Consider the following 19230-nt stretch of genomic DNA (forward strand, 5'->3'; position numbering starts at 1 on the left):
CCCTCGGTTTTTTCTCATTTTGTGGATATCTCATGTTATCGAACAAGTCCTTGGCACTGGCGCTGTGCCTATCTATTACTGGCTGCGCACAAACACCACAAAATGATGCCGAAGGCGGGCATTGGTGGTCATTTGGATCTGACAAGGCTGCTACCAAGGACGCAGTGAGCCAAACCGACGCCAAGCCGGACGCCAAACCGGACGCCAAACCCGCCGCGGGCGCCAAACCTGCCGCACCGGTAGCGGCTGCTGCCAGCGCCAAGCCGGCTGCACCGGTAGCTGCCGCAGCTGGCGCCAAGCCTGCCGCACCGGTAGCCGCCGCTCCTGCGCCAGCCCCGGTGGCCAAAGCGGATACCGGCTCCAGCTGGTGGCCGTTCTCCTCCAAGAGTGCCGACGAAAAGGCCGCCGATGCCAAGGCTGACCTGAAGGCCGACCTCAAGGCCGCCACCCCGGCGCCAGCCGCTGCTCCTGCCGCCCCCGCCGTGGCCAAGACCGACTCCGAGACTCACTGGTGGTGGCCGTTCGAAAGCACGTCCAAGCCTAAGCCATTGGCCAAGGTCGACGTGACCAACGTGCCGATGCCCGACCCGAAAATCACCCAGGCCTGGCTGGACGACTATGAGCCGCGCCTGCGCGCCGCGATCAAGGACAGCAACCTGCAACTGGAACGTCGCGACAACGTACTGGTGGTGATTGCCCCGGTAGACGGTTCCTACAACCCGAAACGCCCGGCGATGTTGCTGCCGGTCACCCTGGGCCCGTTCACTCGCGTCGCCAAGGCTGTTGAAGCCGACCCGAAGACCGCCGTACTGGTCCTCGGTCACGTTGATGCCACCGGCGCGGCCCCGGCGAGCCAGGCGCTGACCAAAGAACGCGCGCAATCCATCGCGTCGATTTTCAGCCTCAGCGGCCTCAAGCAAGACCGTCTGATGCTGCGTGGCATGGGCGACATGATGCCGCGTGCTGCCAACGACAGCACCCAAGGCCGTGCGCTGAACCGTCGCATGGAAATTATGTTTACTCAGCGTACAACTATGTTGGCCTTGCTGAGCAAGTACAACTCGGGCAAGACCCTGCCTGTGGCTGAAATGGTTGCCGTGCAGGACGTTCCCGCGCCGGCACCGGTCGCAAAAGCCCCGGCGAAAAAGGCTGGCGCTAAGAAATCCGCCGCCAAGCCAGCCGCGAAAAAGGCCCCGGCCAAGGCAGCTGCCAAGAAACCCGCAGCGGCCAAAGCCAAGGCCGCTGCACCGGCTGCGAACGACCAGGCCAAAAACTGATCCGCTGAACCAGAAGGATAAAGTCGCATGACCCAGGCATTGGCTGATATGCGCCGTGACTACACACGGGATGGTTTGAGCGAGGCCCAGGCCCCGAGCGAGCCGTTTGCCTTGTTCCATCAGTGGTTCGGCGATGCGGTGAAAACCGAGCAGCCGCCGGTGGAGGCCAATGCCATGACCCTGGCCACGGTCGACGAGGACGGTCGCCCGCACTGTCGCATCCTGCTGCTCAAGGGCCTGGATGCGCAGGGCTTTACCTTCTTCACCAACTATGAGAGCGCCAAGGGCGATCAGCTTGCGGCGCGGCCCTTCGCGGCCATGACCTTTTTCTGGCCGACCCTGGAGCGTCAGGTACGCATCGAGGGTCGGGTGGTCAAGGTCACGCCGGAAGAGTCGGATGCCTATTTCCAGGTGCGCCCCTTGGGCAGCCGCCTGGGTGCCTGGGCTTCCCCGCAGAGCAAGGTGATCCGTGACCGCGAAGAGTTGCACGATTTGCTCAAGGTCACCGAACAGCGGTTCAGCGACACTCAGCCGCACTGCCCCGAGCACTGGGGCGGCTATCGCTTGTTGCCCGAGCGCATCGAGTTCTGGCAAGGCCGCGCCAGCCGCCTGCATGACCGCCTGAACTACCGCTTGCATGGGGCCGACTGGACCCGTGAGCGCCTGGCGCCCTGATCGTCGTCTTGCGTCACCCTTTCTGACTGTTGCCCGTCACCCCGAAGCCTCTGTTCAAGAGGCCTCGGGCGTGTACTGCTGCGCCGCGTTTTTCAACCAGTCCGGCAGCTCGCGGCGGTTGATCTTCAGGGTGCGGGCTTTTTCCAGTTGTTGCAGCATGAAGGCCCGCTTGTGCAGGTCGTTGCCCGCCAGGGATAGCGCCAGGTCGCGGTCGATCCAGCGGCGGATGCGCAGGTATAACCAGCCATGGAAATACAAGCCGGCTACGGTCGTGACTATAATGATGAAATAATCCATGAGCGTCCTGTTTACGAGATGAGAGCTACCGTTTGTCGTCTGTTTTGGTGCTGGCACTCTGTACTAGGGCTGAATGAAAGCAATTTTCTGCGGAGCTTGCCGTGACAGGCGTCAAGCGGCCGCGTCTAATGAACACCTGTCCTTTGGAGTTGATGCTATGCGTAAGTCCGTTTTACTAGTTGCCTGCTTTACTACCCTGTCGTTGTTGTTGGGTGGCTGCGCCTCGAGTCTGACCGGCGACTCATACTCCCGTGACGAAGCGCGTCGCGTGCAGACCGTTCGCATGGGGACCATTGAATCCCTGCGTCCGGTGAAAATCGAAGGCACCAAGACCCCAATCGGCGGTGCGGCCGGTGCCGTCATTGGCGGCGTGGGCGGCAGCGCCATCGGTGGCGGCCGTGGCAGTATCGTGACCGCCGTGATCGGCGCTGTCGCCGGCGGCCTGTTGGGTTCGGCCACCGAAGAAGGCCTGACCCGCACCCAGGGCGTGGAAATCACCGTTCGCGAAGACGACGGCAGCATGCGCGCCTACGTGCAGGCCGTGCAGGAAAATGAAATCTTCCGCATCGGTGATCGCGTTCGCATCATGACCGTTGATGGTACCAGCCGCGTGACTCGCTAAGCGTTAAGCCGCGAGCAAAGAAAAACCCCAGCCGGGTGACCGGCTGGGGTTTTTTGTGCGCGGTGTTTTGTGCGAGTCAGGCTTTCTTGCGACTCGCCATCGCCGTCACCGCATAACCGATACACGCCGCGAGTATCGACCCGGTCAGAATCCCCATTCGATCTTCCCCGGCAAATTCGCTGGCGCCCGGCACGAACGCCAGAGAGCCGACAAACAGGCTCATGGTGAAGCCGATCCCGCACAGGATCGCTACGCCGAACACCTGGCCCCAGCTGGCGCCGCTGGGCAGCGCGGCGAGGCCGGTCTTGATGGCGAGCCAGGTCAGGCCGAACACGCCGATGGTCTTGCCGATCAGCAGGCCGAGGGCGATGCCCAGCGGTACGTGGTGGGTGAAGCTCTCGAGGCTGACCCCGCTCAGGGACACGCCGGCGTTGGCGAACGCGAACAGCGGCAGGATGCCATAGGCCACCCATGGATGCAGGGCATGTTCGAGCGTCAACAGCGGCGAGGGTTCGGCGTTTTTGGTACGCATCGGGATGCAGAACGCTAGCGTCACGCCGGCCAAGGTGGCATGCACGCCGCTTTTCAGTACGCAGACCCACAGGATCAGGCCGATGATCAGGTACGGCCCGAGCTTGATCACGCCCAGGCGGTTCATGGCAATCAAGGCGATCAAGCAGGCGCCCGCGCCCGCCAGGGCGGCGCCGGACAGGTCGCTGGAATAGAACACGGCGATCACGATGATCGCGCCCAGGTCATCGATGATGGCCAGGGTCATCAGGAACAGTTTCAGCGACACCGGCACGCGCTTGCCGAGCAGCGCCAGGACGCCCAATGCGAAGGCGATATCGGTGGCCATGGGGATCGCCCAGCCGGAAAGCGCCGCCGGGTAATCCTTGTTGATTGCCCAGTAGATCAATGCCGGCACGACCATGCCGCCGATCGCTGCGGCGCCTGGCAGGACGACTTGCGAAGGCTTGGACAGGTGGCCGTCGAGCAGCTCGCGCTTGACCTCCAGGCCGATCAGCAGAAAGAACAGGGCCATCAGGCCATCGTTGATCCACAACAACGCGGGCTTGGCGATCTTCAGCGCGCCAATCTGCGCTACCACGGGCACGTCGAGGAACGCGCTGTAGAGGTGCGACAACGGTGAGTTGTTGACGATCAGCGCCAACGCGGCTGCGGCGATCAACAACAGACCGCTGGCGGCTTCCAGCTGGAAGAAACGGGTGAACGTGCTACGCAGAGCCAAGGGGTGCTCTCCAATCCAGATTCAATAGATGCGTACCCTAACCCGTACCGTTAGTTGTTAAAACAAAAGTTATATTCTTATTTGTTATAAGAAGGGGGCGCGCTCGGAGTTGGGGCGGAGCCTAGCAATTGTGTGTCCGATTGAGTCGTTACTGTATCTGTGTGTGGTGTAGGAAACATCCTAAGATTGAGACTGAAATCCTTAGAGATCCTCTCATGAGCGACCACCGTCCCTGGGCCCGCGAAGCCATTCGTATCATTGAAGCAGACTTCCAGCGCAGCGCCGACACCCACCTGATCCCTTTGGCGCTGCCCGGCTTACCGGGTATCGAGTTGTACTTCAAGGATGAGTCCAGCCACCCCACCGGCAGCCTCAAACACCGGCTGGCGCGCTCGCTGTTCCTGTATGCGCTGTGCAATGGCTGGCTGAAGCCGGGAGCGCCGGTGATCGAAGCCTCCAGCGGTTCGACGGCGATCTCCGAAGCCTACTTCGCGCGCTTGCTCGGCCTGCCGTTTATCGCCGTGATGCCGGCCACCACCTCCCAGGAAAAGATCGCCCAGATCGGCTTCTATGGCGGCAAGAGCCATCTGGTACAAGATCCGACGCAGATCTACGCCGAATCCGAACGCCTGGCGCAGGAAAGCGGTGGTCACTTCATGGACCAGTTCACCTACGCCGAACGCGCCACCGACTGGCGGGCGAACAACAATATCGCCGAGTCGATCTTCCAGCAGATGCGCTTCGAGCGTCATCCGGAGCCGAGCTGGTTGATTTCCAGCCCCGGCACGGGCGGCACCACTGCGACCCTGGGACGCTATGTGCGTTATCGCCAGCATTGCACCCGCGTGTTGTGTGCCGATGCCGAGCGCTCGGTGTTCTTTGACTACTACCTGAGCGGCGATGCCGGCTTGCGCCTGGAGTGCGGCTCGCGGATTGAAGGTATTGGCCGACCGCGGGTCGAAGCGTCGTTTTTGCCCAAGGTCATCGATGCGATGGTCAAGGTGCCGGACGCGCTGTCGCTGGCGGCCATGCATTACCTGGCCGAGCGGTTGGGTCGGCGGGTCGGCGGCTCCAGCGGGACCAACCTGATCGGTGCCCTGATGGCGGCGCAGCAGATGAAAGCGGCGGGGGAGTCGGGGTCGATCGTGGCGATCTTGTGTGACGGGGGCGAGCGGTATGCCACTACCTATTACGATCAGGCGTGGCTGGCGGGGCAGGGGTATGAACTGCAGGGCTTGATAGCCGCGGTGGCGGCCAGCGTCGAGCGCGGTGAGCCACTGCCCGATGACATCCTGCGCGCGAATATCTGACACGCCACAAAAACCAATGTGGGAGCGGCCGCGCTCCCACCTTTGGACGGCGCTGTTTTCAGGCCTCGATACCCAACATATCCCGCGCCAACGCCTCGGCAATCCGAATGCCGTCGACTCCCGCCGACAGAATCCCACCGGCATAACCCGCGCCTTCGCCGGCCGGGAACAGGCCTTTGACGTTCAGGCTCTGCATCGATTCGTTACGGGTAATCCGCAACGGCGATGAGGTGCGTGTCTCGATCCCGGTCAAGACGGCATCGTGCAACGAGTAGCCCTTGATCTGTTTCTCGAACGCCGGCAAGGCTTCACGGATCGCTTCGATGGCGAAGTCCGGCAGTGCCAGGGCCAGATCGCCCATGGACACCCCAGGTTTGTAGGACGGTTCCACGCTGCCGATGGCCGTGGACGGCTTGCCGGCGATGAAATCGCCGACCAGTTGCGCCGGGGCTTCGTAATTGCTGCCGCCGAGGATGTAGGCGTGGGATTCCAGGCGCTCCTGCAGCTCGATGCCGGCCAGCGGACCGCCTGGGTAATCGACCTCAGGCGTGATGCCGACGACGATGCCGGAGTTGGCGTTGCGCTCGTTGCGCGAGTACTGGCTCATGCCGTTGGTCACCACGCGATGCGGCTCGGACGTCGCGGCCACCACGGTGCCTCCGGGGCACATGCAGAAGCTGTAGACCGAACGGCCATTCTTGGCGTGGTGTACCAGTTTGTAGTCGGCCGCGCCGAGTTTCGGATGCCCGGCGTATTTGCCCAGGCGCGCGGCGTCGATCAGCGACTGTGGGTGTTCGATACGGAAACCCACGGAAAACGGCTTGGCTTCCATGTACACGCCACGGCCGTGGAGCATACGGAAGGTGTCGCGGGCGCTGTGGCCGAGGGCGAGGATCACGTGCTTGGAGAGGATCTGCTCGCCGCCGTCGATGACCACGCCGTTCAGTTGACCGTCTTCGATCAATACGTCAGTCACCCGTTGCTCGAAGCGCACTTCACCGCCCAGGGCGATGATTTGCTCGCGCATGTTTTCCACCACGCCGGTCAGGCGGAACGTACCGATGTGCGGCTTGCTGACGTAGAGGATTTCTTCCGGCGCGCCGGCCTTGACGAACTCGTGCAGCACTTTGCGCCCGTGGAATTTCGGGTCTTTGATCTGGCTGTAGAGCTTGCCATCGGAAAAGGTCCCGGCGCCGCCCTCACCGAACTGCACGTTGGACTCCGGGTTGAGCACGCTTTTGCGCCACAGGCCCCAGGTGTCCTTGGTGCGCTGGCGCACTTCCTTGCCGCGTTCGAGGATGATCGGCTTGAAGCCCATCTGCGCCAGCAGCAGCCCGGCGAAAATCCCGCACGGGCCAAAACCGACGACGATCGGACGTTCAACCAGATCCGCGGGCGCCTGGCCCACCACCTTGTAGCTGACGTCCGGCGCCGGGTTGATGTTGCGGTCGTCGGCAAACTTGAGCAGCAGGGCGGCTTCACCCTTCACGTTCACGTCGACGGTGTAGATGAAGCACAGCTCCGACGATTTCTTGCGGGCGTCGTAGCTGCGCTTGAACAGGGTGAAATCGAGCAGGTCATCACTGGCGATGCCCAGGCGCTGCACGATGGCGGGCCGCAGGTCTTCTTCGGGATGGTCGATGGGCAGCTTGAGTTCGGTGATTCGTAACATGACAGGGTCCGGTGTGCGGCGTTTGGTGGGGCCGGCGGTTTTGCAAACCGGCGATTATAAGCCCCAACGGCAGGTTCCCGTCATGTTAAAACAGCGCGGGCCCGAATCAATCGTCGCGCGAACCGCCGAAAGCCGCGCAGCCACGCTGGACTTGACCGTTGACCCGCAACTCGGCGGTCATGTGTTGCAGGCTGCCGCTGGCACTGTCGACACAGCGCTGCGGGGCCACCCACAGTTCGATGTGCTGGTTATTGGCTTCGGTCATCAGGTTGAAACGCCCGTCACCCAGTTGTTCCTCGACATAGGGAACCGGCAGCGGCGGCTGGCCTTCGCGCTCCAGCACCATGCCCTTGGCGGTGACGTTCAGCGCCCAGGCCGGCTTGTGGCCGTTGGCACGCAGGATCATGCGCTTGAAGTCGGGATCATCGCAGGCCGAGGTCGAGCGCTCGACGCGGTACAGCTGTTGCAGCTCCACTTCGCCCTGGGTGCCGGCGGCGACGCCGGAGAACTTGCCGCGCAGGTCGGCAAACAGTGCGCCTTGCTGGCCCGCCAGGGAAGCGGCTTCCTGCAGGATGCTGGTGCCGCCGGTGTCCTTGACCACGTAGTTGCGCTGGTCGTGGCACGGTTGGAACAACAGCTTGCCGGCGACTGCCGTGAGCTCGCCCTGCATGCGGGTCAGCCCGGCAGTGGACGGTTTGGCCGGCTCGCTTTCGAACAACTGGCAGGCGGTGAACAAGGGGAGCAAGGCAAACAGCATGAGGGTACGGGCGGCACGCATTATCGGGTCTCCTGACAAGTGCCGCCACGTTACGCAGGCTGGCGGTGCATCACAAGCCCACGCGCCAGCTTCAGGCATTTCTTACAGCTTTGGCGTTCAACCTACGATAAAGGTTTGGCCGGTCTGCAAGCCCTCGACGCTTTTCGCGTAGGCCAGTGCCACATCGGCGCCCGCAGCCGGTTTGTACCCGCGAAAGTACGGTGCATAGCTGCCCATGGCTTCCAGCAGCACTGTCGGGCTTACGGAATTGACGCGCAGGCCCCGTGGCAATTCGATTGCCGCGGCTTTCACAAATGCATCCAGTGCGCCATTGACCAGTGCCGCCGAGGCGCCGGTGCGAATCGGGTCGCGGTTGAGGATGCCGCTGGTAAAGGTGAACGAGGCGCCGTCGTTGGCGTACTCGCGGCCGATCAGCAGCAGGTTGACCTGGCCCATCAGTTTGTCGCGCAGGCCCAGTTCGAAATCGGTTTCGCTCATCTCACCCAGCGCGACGAAATTCACACTGCCGGCGGCGCAGACCAAGGCATCGAACCGGCCGGTCTGCTCGAACAGCCGACGGATCGAGGCGCTGTCGCTGATATCCACCCGAAAGTCGCCGCTGCTGCGACCAATGCTGATCACCTCGTGACGCTGCGCCAGTTCCGCCTTGACCGCCGAGCCCACGGTGCCGCTGGCACCAATCAATAGGATTTTCATCGTGCTGTTTCTCCAGTGGGTAAGTGAGGGTTCAGTCTAGTGTGGCTTTTCAAGTGGATAAACGCGCTAATAGGCAACCTTTGGTTTTCAAATGGAAACAATCCATGAGCGAGATGGATGACCTGGCGGCGTTTGCCGTACTGATCGAGGCCGGCAGTTTCACCGTGGCGGCTGAGCAACTGGGTTGCAGCAAAGGGCAACTGTCCAAGCGCATCAGCCAGCTGGAGGCGGGGTACTCGGTGGTGTTGCTGCATCGCACCACGCGCAAGCTCAGCCTGACCGCTGCCGGCGCTGCGTTGTTGCCCCAGGCGCAGGCGTTGGTGGCGCAGGTCGAACGGGCACGTCAGGCGCTGGCCCGGCTCAAGGACGACTTGGCCGGGCCGGTGCGTATGACGGTTCCGGTGTCGTTGGGCGAAACTTTCTTCGACGGCTTGTTGCTGGAGTTTTCCGAGCACTACCCGCAGGTGCAGATCGAACTGGAGCTGAACAACAGCTACCGCGACCTGGCGCGGGATGGCTTCGACCTGGGGGTACGCTCGGGCGCCATCGAAAATCAGCGCCTGGTGGCCAAGCCGTTGTTGGCCTGGCACGAGATGACCTGTGCCAGCCCGGCCTACCTGGAGCAGCACGGCGAACCGCTGACCCCAGCCGATCTGGCGTCCCACACCTGCCTGCTGAACAGCCACTACAGCGGCCGCGAAGAGTGGCTGTACCACCAGCAGCACGAGCTGCTACGCGTGCGGGTGAGCGGGACCTTCGCTTCCAATCACTACAACCTGTTGAAAAAGGCCGCCCTGGTGGGCGCTGGTATTGCGCGGCTGCCTTCCTACGTTTTACCGGCGGAACTGGCTGACGGCCGATTGCGCTGGCTCCTGCGGGATTATCAGACGCGGAGCCTGCCGATGTACCTGGTGCATCCCTATCAGGGCGGCTTGCCGCGACGCACCCAGGTGTTGGCCGACTACCTGGTGGACTGGTTCAAGCGCAGCGGCGAAGCCCTCGACCGACTCTAGCGATAGCGGCGGGCGATCAGGTGGTCGACGGAGAGGCGCCCCGGGCCTTTGGCCACTAACAGCAGTAAGACGGCCAGCCAGGTGCCGTGGGTCGGGTAGGCATCGGGGTACACGAACAGTTGAATGGTCAGGGTCATGCCGATCAACGCCAGGGCCGAGAAGCGTGTGGCCAAGCCCAGCAGGATCAGCACCGGGAAGAAGTGTTCGGCAAATGCCGCCATGTGCGCGGCCACTTCCGGTGACAGCCAGGGCAGCTTGTATTCGCTGCGAAACAGCGGCAGCGTCGAGGCGGCGAGGCGCGGCTCGCCCAGTTGGAAGGTGCCGCTGATCAAGTCGATGGCAAAGCCTTCGACTTTGGTTTGCCCGGACTTCCAGAACACCGCCGCGATGGAGAAACGTGCGAGAAAGGCTATCAAGCTGTAGGGGATTTTTTCGAAAAGCTGGATGGCCCGGTTGATCAGGCGCGTTGATCGAGGGTTCATGGCGATACCTTGTGTTCCAGAGACAGATGAGTGATGGCGGCTTGGTTGATCAGCAGCGCCAGGCATTGGTGCAGATCGAACTCGGCTGAGGCCTCGAGTGCGTGCGCGAGCGCCTTCTCCAGCACCGCGCCCTGGTTCAGGCTGTCGATAAACGCCACCGAGCCGCTGTCGATGGCGAACACCTTGACCTCCAGGCCCCGGCGCAACACGAGGGCGCCCTGGGCATGCCAGGGATTCAACGTGGCAATCGCGCCCTCGGTCTGGTGCGCCGCCCACACCGCGACGACGGCGTAGCGCGAGTCCAGCGTGGCCAGGGATGGGTGCAGTTGCAGGTGCAATGTGCCCAGCTCGGTGTGCGTTTGCAGTTGCTGCAGAACAGCCTGCGGCTCCAGCGCGAGGGCATCCGCCGCGTGATAGGCACGGACCCGCAAGCGTTCCAGGCGTGCTACATCCGCCAGGTAAGGCACGCTCGCGGCCGGTTCAAAGCCCTGGATAAAACCGGGAAATGTCGCGCCGTATTCGCTGATCAATGGGCTGCCGGGCGGGCATGCCTGTACGTAGCAGCCGGCCATGGCGCGGAAAAACTCATCGCCCACCAGTTGCAACGTCACCGGGTAAGCAGTCGCCAGCGCGTTGATCAACGAGCCGTGGACATTGTTGCGATACACCGCAAAACGGCTGGCCGGGTCGGCGCCGTTGCTGCTGAACAGGCCGGCCGGGCAGGCTTGGTCCGGCGCCAGCAGGGCGGCGGCAAAGTCTTCGAGAAGGCTCATGGGCGGCCCCGCGACAAGTGCCGTTCGGCCTGCTGTGCCTCGGCCAGCAGCACGCTGAAGGCCGGTACCTGGTTATCCCTTTCGATCAGCGTGGCCACCGGGCCGGTACGCGCGAGCACGTGTTCGTACAACTGCCAGACGGCGTTATCGATGGGCGCGCCGTGATCATCGATCAGCAGGCGCTCGCCCAGGCTGTCGGTGTCTTCGGCAAAGCCTGCCAGATGAATCTCAGCCACGGCGTGCAAGGGCAGCGCGTCGATGTAGGTCAACGGATCGCGCTGATGATTGATGCACGACACATAGACGTTATTCACGTCCAGCAGCAGGCCGCAGCCGGTGCGGCGGATGATTTCGCCGATGAAGTCCGTTTCGTCGAGCGTCGAGCGCTGGAACTGCAGGTAGGTCGATGGGTTCTCCAGCAGCATTGGCCGCTTGAGGGTGCTCTGAACCTGATCAACGTGTTCGCACACTCGATTGAGGGCGGCGACATCGTAGGCCAGGGGCAGCAAGTCGTTGAAAAACACCGGGCCGTGGGTCGACCAGGCCAGGTGCTCGGAAAAGGCCTGGGGTTGATAGCGCTCGATCAGTGTTGCCAGCCGTGCCAGGTGCTCACGGTTCAGCGGGTTTTCGCCGCCGATGGACAGGCCCACGCCGTGCAGCGACAGCGGGTACTGCGCGCGAATCAAACCCAGGTAGTGATGAAACGGGCCGCCGGCCACCATGTAGTTTTCGGCATGCACTTCAAAAAAACCGATATCGGGGCAGGTGTCGAGCACTTCGGTGAAGTGCTCGTTTTTCAGCCCCAGCCCGGCCCGCAGGGGGAGGCCGGGCACCTGAGCCGTTGAGGGCGTTTGCAGGAACGAAAGCGTCATCATCAGTACTCAGGCTGCGGGCTGCTTCAGGACTTGGCGGTAAAGGCCGCTTCCTGGCCGAAGCCAGTCGACGAGGTGGTGCTTGGGGTTTGGGTGCAGGTGCCGGCCGGGACCAGTTTCCAGGCGTTGGCCTGATCCTTGGTTTTGGAGGTGCCGGCGCAGGAAGTGCCAGCGCCAGCGGCGCAATCGTTCTTGCCGGCTTCGGCGACGCCGAAGCATTTCTGCATGTCGTCGGCCGCGTGGGCGCTGGTGCTCAAGGCGGACAGGCTCAGGGCGGAACTCAGGGCGAGGACGAGGGAAGCAGCGGACAGCGAACGGTGTTTAACGGTCATGGTGTATCTCCAGCAGTGGAATGAGTCGGCGGGCATGATTGCCTGCTTGTACCACTAGAGGCTGGACGCTGGAATTCGTTACAAGCCGTTTGAAAAAAATTTCAGGGATCACCCGAAACAAATGTGGGAGGGGGCTTGCCCCGGTACAGACCGGAGACATCCTTTACGTTTGAAACCGGAGACATCGTTTACATGTATTAATCATGGCCAGGAGGTAACTGGCCATGTCATGGAATCGAGAGTCCCCTATGGACCAAAAAGTCAGATTGATAGGCGACTGGCTGTCCGGCGCCTATTCAAAACGTCAACTGGCATTGAGCTACGGCATTAGTCGACCGACCTTGGACAAGTGGCTGCAACGGTACGCCACTGCGGGCTTGGACGGACTCAAGGAGGCTTCACGCCGTCCACTCTCAAGCCCTTTTCAAACGTGCGATGCACATATTGCTGCTCTAATTGAGCTCAAGCATCAACACCATGACTGGGGCCCCAAAAAGCTGGTCAAGGTCCTTTCCAATCGCTATCCGGAATGTCATTGGCCGGCACCCAGCACGGCGGGGGAATGGCTCAAACGAGCGGGACTGGTCCAAGAGCGGCGCAAGCGCAATCGTCCGCCTACCGGCCCCGTCAAACTTCGCCCGGCAGACCTCCCCAATCAAACGTGGGCCGCTGACTTCAAAGGCGACTTTTTAATGACGGATGGCCGACGCTGTTACCCGCTGACACTCACGGATCAGGCCAGCAGATTCATATTGTTGTGTCGTGCTCAGCCCAGTGTGGCCGGGGCCCGCGAGGGTTTTGACTGGGCTTTTCGCGAGTATGGTCTGCCTGACGTCATCAGGACTGACAACGGTTCACCCTTCGCTTCAACCGGCCTCAACAGGCTCTCGAGTCTGGCCGTATGGTGGATACGACTGGGTATCTACCCAGAGCGTATTCAGCCGGGGCGACCCGATCAGAACGGGCGGCATGAACGTATGCATCGCTCACTCAAGGCCGCGTTACTGAAGACGCCAGAAGCCAATATGGTCCAGCAGCAGTTGGCGTTTGAACGATTTCGACAGGAATTCAATCATGATCGGCCGCACGAGGCGTTGGGTATGAAAGTGCCGAACGATCTGTACGATAAATCGCCAAGGATCTATACAGGCTGGGTACCTCCTGCCGAATATGGGGCGGATATGGAGGTACGCAAAGTCAGAACAGACGGATCAATGAAGTGGAGGGGCAGGATGATCTTTTTGAGTGAGTCACTGGTAGGAGAGTCCGTTGGACTGCGAGAAGTGGACGACAACGTGTGGGACATGTACCTATGTAACTATCCACTGGGTAGGCTAGACAGCGGTGCAAGCCGGCTGTCCAGCACCCAGAAACGTAAAGGATATCCCCGGTCTCGTTTGTAAAGGATGTCTCCGTCTGTACACCCCGATGACGGTATATCAGTCACATATTCTGTGCCTGACATGGCGCCATCGGGGGCAAGCCCCCTCCCACATTTAGCAACCGGGTGTTAACCGCCGAGGTACGCCTCACGCACCTTCGGATCGGTCAGTAACTGCTCACCCGTGCCCTGCATCACCACCCGGCCGTTTTCCAGCACATAGGCACGGTCGGCGATTTTCAGCGCCTGGTTGGCGTTCTGTTCGACCAGGAACACCGTCACACCGTCCTTGCGCAGCTGTTCGATGATGTCGAAGATCTGCTGGATGATGATCGGCGCCAGGCCCAGGGAAGGTTCGTCGAGCAGCAACAGCTTGGGTTTGCTCATCAGCGCGCGACCGATGGCGAGCATTTGCTGCTCGCCGCCGGACATGGTGCCGCCGCGCTGGCTGAAGCGTTCCTTGAGCCTGGGGAACAGGTGCAGCACCTTGTCCATTTGCTCCTGGTAGTCGCCCTTGTCGGTGAAGAACCCGCCCATGGCCAGGTTCTCTTCGACGGTCAGGCGCGAAAACACCCGTCGGCCTTCCGGCACCACGGCAATGCTTTTACGCATGATGTGCGACGACTGCTGGCCCACCAGCTCTTCACCCATGTAGCGGATGCTGCCGCTGTGGGCCTGCGGCGAACCGCACAAGGTCATCAGCAAGGTCGACTTGCCGGCACCGTTGGCGCCGATCAGCGTGACGATCTCACCCTGGCGCACTTCGACGTTGACGCTGTGCAGGGCCTGGATCTTTCCGTAGAAAGTGGAAACGTTTTCGAATTGCAGCATTTTACGCTTCCCCCAGATAGGCTTTGATCACTTCAGGATTGTCGCGGATCTGCTCCGGCGTACCGTCGGCCAGGGGCGTGCCCTGGTTGATCACCACGATGTGGTCGGAAATGCTCATGACCAGTTTCATGTCGTGTTCGATCAACAGCACGGTGGCGTTGTTTTCCTCACGCAACACGCCGATCAGCGCCTTGAGGTCTTCGGTTTCCTTGGGGTTCAAGCCGGCGGCCGGTTCGTCGAGCATCAGGATCCGCGGGCGGGTCATCATGCAGCGGGCGATTTCCAGGCGACGTTGCTGCCCATAAGCCAGGGTGCCGGCGGGGCGGTTGGCGAACTCGGTGAGGTTGACCTTGTCCAGCCAATACTCCGCGTATTCCATGGCCTCGCGCTCGCTCTTGCGGAACGCCGGGGTCTTGAACAAGCCAGCGAAGAAGTTGGTGTTCAAGTGACGGTGCTGAGCGATCAGCAGGTTCTCGACCGCCGTCATGTCCTTGAACAACCGCACGTTCTGGAAGGTCCGCACCACGCCTTTGCGGGCGATCTCGTGACCGGCCAGGCCCTGGATCGGCTGGCCGTCGAGCAGGATGCTGCCACCGCTGGGCTTGTAGAAACCGGTGAGGCAGTTGAACACCGTGGTCTTGCCGGCGCCGTTGGGGCCGATCAGTGCAACCACTTGTTTTTCCTTCACGGTCAGGGCCACGCCATTGACCGCCAGCAAGCCGCCGAAGCGCATGCTCAAGTTTTCGACTTTCAGGATCTCGCGGCTCATTTGCGCAGCTCCATGTGTGGACGTTGCATGGGCAGCAGGCCTTGAGGACGCCAGATCATCATCAGCACCATCATGGCGCCGAACATCAACATGCGGTATTCGCTGAACTCACGCATCATTTCCGGCAGCAGGATCATCACGATCGCCGCGAGAATCACGCCCAACTGCGAGCCCATGCCACCCAGTACCACGATGGCGAGGATGATCGCCGACTCGATAAAGGTGAACGACTCCGGCGTCACCAGGCCTTGGCGAGCGGCGAAGAAGCTGCCGGCAAAACCGGCGAACGCGGCGCCCAGGGTGAACGCGGACAGCTTGATGATGGTCGGGTTCAGGCCCAAGGCCCGGCAGGCGATTTCATCTTCGCGCAGCGCTTCCCACGCACGGCCGATCGGCATGCGCAGCAGGCGGTTGATCACGAACAGTGCGGCCAGAGCCAGCAACAGCGCCACCAGGTACAGGAACACCACTTTGCTCACCGGGTTGTAGGCAATCCCGAAGTACTCGTGGAAGGTCTGCATGCCTTCGGCCGCGGAGCGCTCGAACGACAGCCCGAAGAACGTCGGCTTGGGAATGCTGCTGATGCCGTTGGGACCACCGGTGATGTCGGTCAGGTTACGCAGGAACAGTCGGATGATTTCCCCGAAGCCCAAGGTCACGATGGCCAGGTAGTCACCGCGCAGACGCAGCACCGGGAAGCCCAGCAGGAAGCCGAACGTCGCCGCCGCCATGCCGGCCAGGGGCAGGCAGATCCAGAAGCTCCAGCCCAGGTAGTGCGAGAGCAGCGCGTAGGTGTAGGCGCCCACGGCGTAGAAACCCACATAACCCAGGTCGAGCAGGCCGGCCAGACCGACCACGATGTTCAGGCCCAGGCCCAGCAACACGTAGATCAGGATCAGGGTGGCGATGTCGACCGCACCGCGCGAGCCGAAGAACGGCCAGATCAGCGCGGCCACGATCAGGCCGATGATGATGTAGCGCTGGGTGCGCGGCAGGGTCAGGAATTGGCTGACCTTGGGCGATACCAGCGGGCCACGGTTACCCTTGAACAACGCGCCGACCTGCCGGGTGAACAGCACGCGCAGGAACATCAGCACCGAACACAGGGCAATGATGGTCAGGGTCACGGGACCGGTGCCATGCACTTCCAGGTTGATGCCGACAATGCTCAGCTTGAGGCCGAGTACCGGGAACGCCACGGCCCACACCAACAGGGCGCTGAAAAACGCCGATTTAAGATATCTGCTCATACTTTCTCAACCTCCGGACGGCCCAAAATGCCGGTCGGACGGAACAACAGCACCAGAACCAACAGGCCGAACGCCACGACGTCCTTGTACTGGTCGCCGAAGATATCGGCGCCAAACGCTTCGGCCACCCCCAGCACCAGCCCGCCGAGCATCGCGCCCGGAATGCTGCCGATGCCGCCCAATACCGCTGCGGTAAAGGCCTTGAGGCCGACCAGGAAACCGGCGTTGGGGTTGATCACGCCGTACTGCATGCTCAAAAGCACGGCCGCGACGGCCGCCAGCGCGGCACCGATGACGAAGGTCAGGGCGATGATGTTGTTGGTGTTGATGCCCAGCAGGTTGGCCATCTTGATGTCTTCGGCGCAGGCCCGGCAGGCGCGCCCCAGACGGGAGCGGGAAATGAACAGGGTCAGGCCCAGCATGGCCACCAGGGTGACGACGAAGACCAGGATCTGCATGTACGAAATCAGCACTTCTTGTGCGCCGCCTGGGCCGAAGGAGAAGCTCCCCGGGATCAGGTTGGGAATGGACTTGTCCTTGGAGTCCTGGGACAGCAATACGGTGTTCTGCAGGAAAATCGACATGCCGATGGCGGAAATCAGCGGGATCAAACGGTTGCTGCCACGCAAGGGACGATAGGCAACCCGTTCGATACTGTAGCCATAGGCACTGGTTACGACGATCGACGCCAGGAACGCGGCGGTCATCAACAACGGCAGGGAGTGGATCCCCATCATGGCCAGCCCGGCAAGGGCAATGAAGGCCACGTAGGAACCAATCATGTAGACCTCGCCATGGGCGAAGTTGATCATTCCAATGATGCCGTAAACCATTGTGTAGCCAATGGCTATCAAGGCATAGGTGCTGCCAATGGTCAGGCCATTAACCAGCTGTTGGAAAAAATGATAGATCTCAGGCATTACAACGCTCCTAAAAACCCGATACGCATTTCACTGGTGGAGTCATGTTCCGGCCCTGCGCTGTGTTCTGTGAGCACATTTGCGCAAAGCGTTTGCCAGCGAACCGCTGGTGACGGTTTTAAGATTTTCAGGTGAGCCAGCGCCCGGATCGCGGGTGACAGGCCCATAAACCTCGTAAAACAAAGCCCACTGCTCTCACAGTGGGCTTGTTGACCAGTAACGCCTGGCTTACTGAGGGGAAACTTCGGTTTTCGGTTTGCCGAAGTGCCACTCGTAGACCACGAACTTGAAGTCCTTCAGGTCGCCCTTGGCGTCGAAGCTCAGATCGCCGGTAGGGGTCTTGAAGGTGCCCGCGTGGATGGCTTCGGCCACTTTGGCGGTGTCTTCGCTTTTCGCGGCTTTGATACCACCGGCGATGACTTCAATGGCCGAGTAGGCCGGGAACACGAACGGACCGGTTGGGTCCTGCTTGTTCTTGGCGAACTCTTCAACGATGGCTTTGTTGGCCGGGTCGGTGTCGAAGGATTTCGGCAGGGTCACCAGCAGGCCTTCGGAAGCGCCCTGGGCGATTTGCGAGATGGAGTCGTTGCCGACGCCTTCTGGGCCCATGAACTTGGCGTTCAGGCCTTTTTCCTTGGCTTGGCGCAGGATCAGGCCCAGCTCAGGGTGGTAGCCGCCGTAGTAGACGAAGTCGACGTTGGCTTGCTTGAGTTTCTGGATGATCGAGGAGAAGTCCTTGTCACCGGCGTTCAGGCCTTCGAAGACGGCAACCTTGGTGCCTTTCTTCTCGAGGGTCTGTTTAACGGCAGTGGCGATGCCTTCACCGTATTGTTGCTTGTCGTGCAGCACGGCAACGATCTTCGGTTTCACGTGGTCGGCGATGTAGTTGCCGGCCGCCGGGCCTTGGGCGCTGTCCAGGCCGATGGTGCGGAAAATCAGCTTGTAGCCACGGGCGGTGATTTCCGGGCTGGTGGCTGCCGGGGTAATCATGATCACGCCTTCGTCTTCATAAATGTCGGACGCGGGCTGAGTGGAGCTGGAGCACAGGTGACCGACCACGAACTTGACGCCGTCGTTGACCACTTTGTTGGCGACGGCCACGGCTTGCTTGGGATCGCAGGCGTCGTCGTATTCCTTGGCTTCGAGCATTTTGCCATCGACGCCGCCCTTGGCGTTGATGTCGGCGATCGCTTGCTTGGCACCCATGAACTGCATGTCGCCATATTGCGTGACAGGACCGGTTTTAGGCCCGGCGATGCCGATCTTGATGGTGTCGGCTGCGAACGAATGGCTGGCAACCCCGGCCAGGACCATAGCGGCAAACAGTTTGGAAATCTGCTTAGTAGCCTTATTCATAGTGCTCCACTCTTACTGTTGTCTTTTTTATAGTTCTAGCGGCCTTGTGAGCTGCAGAACCGGATCAGATATCTTGAATATCCCCCCGGCAGTGCCCTGGCAACTGTACCGGTACAGTGTAGAGCGCCGGTTGATCGCTTGAAAAGCTGGCTGCTGGGGGCAATACCCGGGCGTGTCGCTTAAATGAAAGAAAAAGACAGAATTGCGCCGGGACGCTGCCGCAGTGGCGGACAATCCGTGGCTTTCCTGACGCTTTCAATCGTTCACTCATTTGCAACTGGGTTTTTCTACGAGAGACACGACGTTATGATTGCGCCGATTTTTTCCCAAGGTGAATCCCCATGACGCAAGAACCTAGCACCCTCTATGCCAAGCTGCTCGGTGAAACCGCCGAAATCTCCTGGAAGGAGCTCGAACCGTTCTTTGCCAAGGGTGCCCTATTGTGGGTCGACGCCGGCCTGGATTTGATCGAGGCGGCCGAAGGCATGGCCGAGGATCAGCGCGATAAAGTCGCTGCCTGGCTGGCCTCGGGGAGCCTGGGCGAAGTGTCTGCGACGCGGGCATTGGACCTGCTGGAGCGTGATCCGAGCCTGTGGGCGGTGGTGGTTTCGCCGTGGATTCTGATCCAGGAAAGGGCAGCGTAAGAAAAGCCTGCGCGAAAATGGTGCATGG

21 protein-coding genes are annotated in these 19230 nt (G+C 61.3%); 7 read left to right on the forward strand and 14 right to left on the reverse strand.

The window, feature by feature from the left end:
• Positions 1–32: 32 nt before the first annotated feature.
• Positions 33–1277 (forward strand): OmpA family protein, encoded by a 1245-nt coding sequence (locus JN756_RS07380; protein ID WP_169864457.1) that lies wholly within the window; start codon positions 33–35, stop codon positions 1275–1277.
• Between the two features lie 27 nt (positions 1278–1304).
• The gene (pdxH, locus tag JN756_RS07385) at positions 1305–1952 is read left to right on the forward strand and encodes a pyridoxamine 5'-phosphate oxidase (protein WP_046384443.1); all 648 of its coding nucleotides are present in this window, start codon (positions 1305–1307) and stop codon (positions 1950–1952) included.
• Between the two features lie 54 nt (positions 1953–2006).
• Here the strand turns inward: pdxH and JN756_RS07390 are convergent, their stop codons facing one another.
• On the reverse strand, positions 2007–2249 hold the full coding sequence (locus JN756_RS07390) for a hypothetical protein (RefSeq protein ID WP_017844787.1): 243 nt from the start codon (positions 2247–2249) through the stop codon (positions 2007–2009).
• 157 nt (positions 2250–2406) lie between these two features.
• Here JN756_RS07390 and JN756_RS07395 point away from each other — a divergent pair, with 157 nt between their 5' ends.
• Positions 2407–2871, forward strand: a complete 465-nt coding sequence (locus JN756_RS07395) for an outer membrane lipoprotein (RefSeq protein ID WP_003189251.1) — start codon at positions 2407–2409, stop codon at positions 2869–2871.
• Between the two features lie 76 nt (positions 2872–2947).
• Here the strand turns inward: JN756_RS07395 and nhaA are convergent, their stop codons facing one another.
• Positions 2948–4123 (reverse strand): Na+/H+ antiporter NhaA, encoded by a 1176-nt coding sequence (nhaA, locus tag JN756_RS07400; RefSeq protein ID WP_057004729.1) that lies wholly within the window; start codon positions 4121–4123, stop codon positions 2948–2950.
• A gap of 215 nt (positions 4124–4338) precedes the next feature.
• Between nhaA and JN756_RS07405 the strand changes: the two genes are divergently transcribed.
• Positions 4339–5433 (forward strand): PLP-dependent cysteine synthase family protein, encoded by a 1095-nt coding sequence (locus JN756_RS07405; protein WP_057004730.1) that lies wholly within the window; start codon positions 4339–4341, stop codon positions 5431–5433.
• 58 nt (positions 5434–5491) lie between these two features.
• Here the strand turns inward: JN756_RS07405 and JN756_RS07410 are convergent, their stop codons facing one another.
• The 3 genes from JN756_RS07410 to JN756_RS07420 form a co-directional block, all read right to left on the reverse strand.
• Positions 5492–7105: an NAD(P)/FAD-dependent oxidoreductase gene (locus JN756_RS07410; RefSeq protein ID WP_046384441.1), complete on the reverse strand. Its 1614-nt coding sequence runs from the start codon at positions 7103–7105 to the stop codon at positions 5492–5494.
• Between the two features lie 106 nt (positions 7106–7211).
• The gene (locus tag JN756_RS07415) at positions 7212–7883 is read right to left on the reverse strand and encodes a COG3650 family protein (protein WP_017844791.1); all 672 of its coding nucleotides are present in this window, start codon (positions 7881–7883) and stop codon (positions 7212–7214) included.
• Between the two features lie 96 nt (positions 7884–7979).
• Complete coding sequence (locus JN756_RS07420) at positions 7980–8579, reverse strand: short chain dehydrogenase (protein ID WP_201021961.1); 600 nt, start codon at positions 8577–8579, stop codon at positions 7980–7982.
• Between the two features lie 104 nt (positions 8580–8683).
• Between JN756_RS07420 and JN756_RS07425 the strand changes: the two genes are divergently transcribed.
• On the forward strand, positions 8684–9592 hold the full coding sequence (locus tag JN756_RS07425; RefSeq protein ID WP_017844793.1) for a LysR family transcriptional regulator: 909 nt from the start codon (positions 8684–8686) through the stop codon (positions 9590–9592).
• On the opposite strand, the gene JN756_RS07430 is transcribed toward JN756_RS07425, so the two are convergent.
• The 4 genes from JN756_RS07430 to bufA1 are packed head-to-tail and all read right to left on the reverse strand — an operon-like array spanning position 9589 to position 12051.
• Complete coding sequence (locus tag JN756_RS07430; RefSeq protein WP_017844794.1) at positions 9589–10074, reverse strand: DoxX family protein; 486 nt, start codon at positions 10072–10074, stop codon at positions 9589–9591. The genes JN756_RS07425 and JN756_RS07430 overlap by 4 nt on opposite strands.
• The gene (locus JN756_RS07435; protein ID WP_128191899.1) at positions 10071–10847 is read right to left on the reverse strand and encodes an HvfC/BufC N-terminal domain-containing protein; all 777 of its coding nucleotides are present in this window, start codon (positions 10845–10847) and stop codon (positions 10071–10073) included. Before JN756_RS07435 ends, JN756_RS07430 begins: the two co-directional genes overlap by 4 nt.
• Positions 10844–11722 carry an MNIO family bufferin maturase gene (bufB, locus tag JN756_RS07440; RefSeq protein ID WP_128191900.1) on the reverse strand — a complete coding sequence of 293 codons (879 nt, stop codon included), beginning with the start codon at positions 11720–11722 and terminating at the stop codon, positions 10844–10846. The genes JN756_RS07435 and bufB overlap by 4 nt, the downstream gene beginning before the upstream one ends.
• A 23-nt stretch (positions 11723–11745) precedes the next feature.
• On the reverse strand, positions 11746–12051 hold the full coding sequence (gene bufA1 / locus JN756_RS07445; RefSeq protein ID WP_017844797.1) for a BufA1 family periplasmic bufferin-type metallophore: 306 nt from the start codon (positions 12049–12051) through the stop codon (positions 11746–11748).
• Between the two features lie 224 nt (positions 12052–12275).
• On the opposite strand from bufA1, the gene JN756_RS07450 reads away from it, so the two are divergent.
• Positions 12276–13454: an integrase core domain-containing protein gene (locus tag JN756_RS07450; protein ID WP_502941117.1), complete on the forward strand. Its 1179-nt coding sequence runs from the start codon at positions 12276–12278 to the stop codon at positions 13452–13454.
• Positions 13455–13561: 107 nt separating this feature from the next.
• Here the strand turns inward: JN756_RS07450 and JN756_RS07455 are convergent, their stop codons facing one another.
• From JN756_RS07455 to JN756_RS07475, 5 genes are all read right to left on the reverse strand, one after another.
• Entirely contained in the window at positions 13562–14263 is a 702-nt protein-coding gene (locus JN756_RS07455) for an ABC transporter ATP-binding protein (protein WP_017844798.1), read from the reverse strand.
• Position 14264: 1 nt separating this feature from the next.
• On the reverse strand, positions 14265–15032 hold the full coding sequence (livG, locus tag JN756_RS07460) for a high-affinity branched-chain amino acid ABC transporter ATP-binding protein LivG (protein ID WP_012722652.1): 768 nt from the start codon (positions 15030–15032) through the stop codon (positions 14265–14267).
• Entirely contained in the window at positions 15029–16282 is a 1254-nt protein-coding gene (locus JN756_RS07465) for a high-affinity branched-chain amino acid ABC transporter permease LivM (protein ID WP_017844800.1), read from the reverse strand. Before JN756_RS07465 ends, livG begins: the two co-directional genes overlap by 4 nt.
• The gene (gene livH, locus JN756_RS07470; RefSeq protein ID WP_003231100.1) at positions 16279–17202 is read right to left on the reverse strand and encodes a high-affinity branched-chain amino acid ABC transporter permease LivH; all 924 of its coding nucleotides are present in this window, start codon (positions 17200–17202) and stop codon (positions 16279–16281) included. Before livH ends, JN756_RS07465 begins: the two co-directional genes overlap by 4 nt.
• Before the next feature lie 228 nt (positions 17203–17430).
• Entirely contained in the window at positions 17431–18558 is a 1128-nt protein-coding gene (locus tag JN756_RS07475; protein WP_017844801.1) for a branched-chain amino acid ABC transporter substrate-binding protein, read from the reverse strand.
• A gap of 341 nt (positions 18559–18899) precedes the next feature.
• Between JN756_RS07475 and JN756_RS07480 the strand changes: the two genes are divergently transcribed.
• Positions 18900–19202 (forward strand): DUF2288 domain-containing protein, encoded by a 303-nt coding sequence (locus tag JN756_RS07480; RefSeq protein WP_017844802.1) that lies wholly within the window; start codon positions 18900–18902, stop codon positions 19200–19202.
• Positions 19203–19230 lie beyond the last annotated feature (28 nt).

This window comes from Pseudomonas sp. Y39-6 (assembly GCF_023651955.1).
Taxonomy (GTDB): Bacteria; Pseudomonadota; Gammaproteobacteria; order Pseudomonadales; family Pseudomonadaceae; genus Aquipseudomonas; species Aquipseudomonas veronii.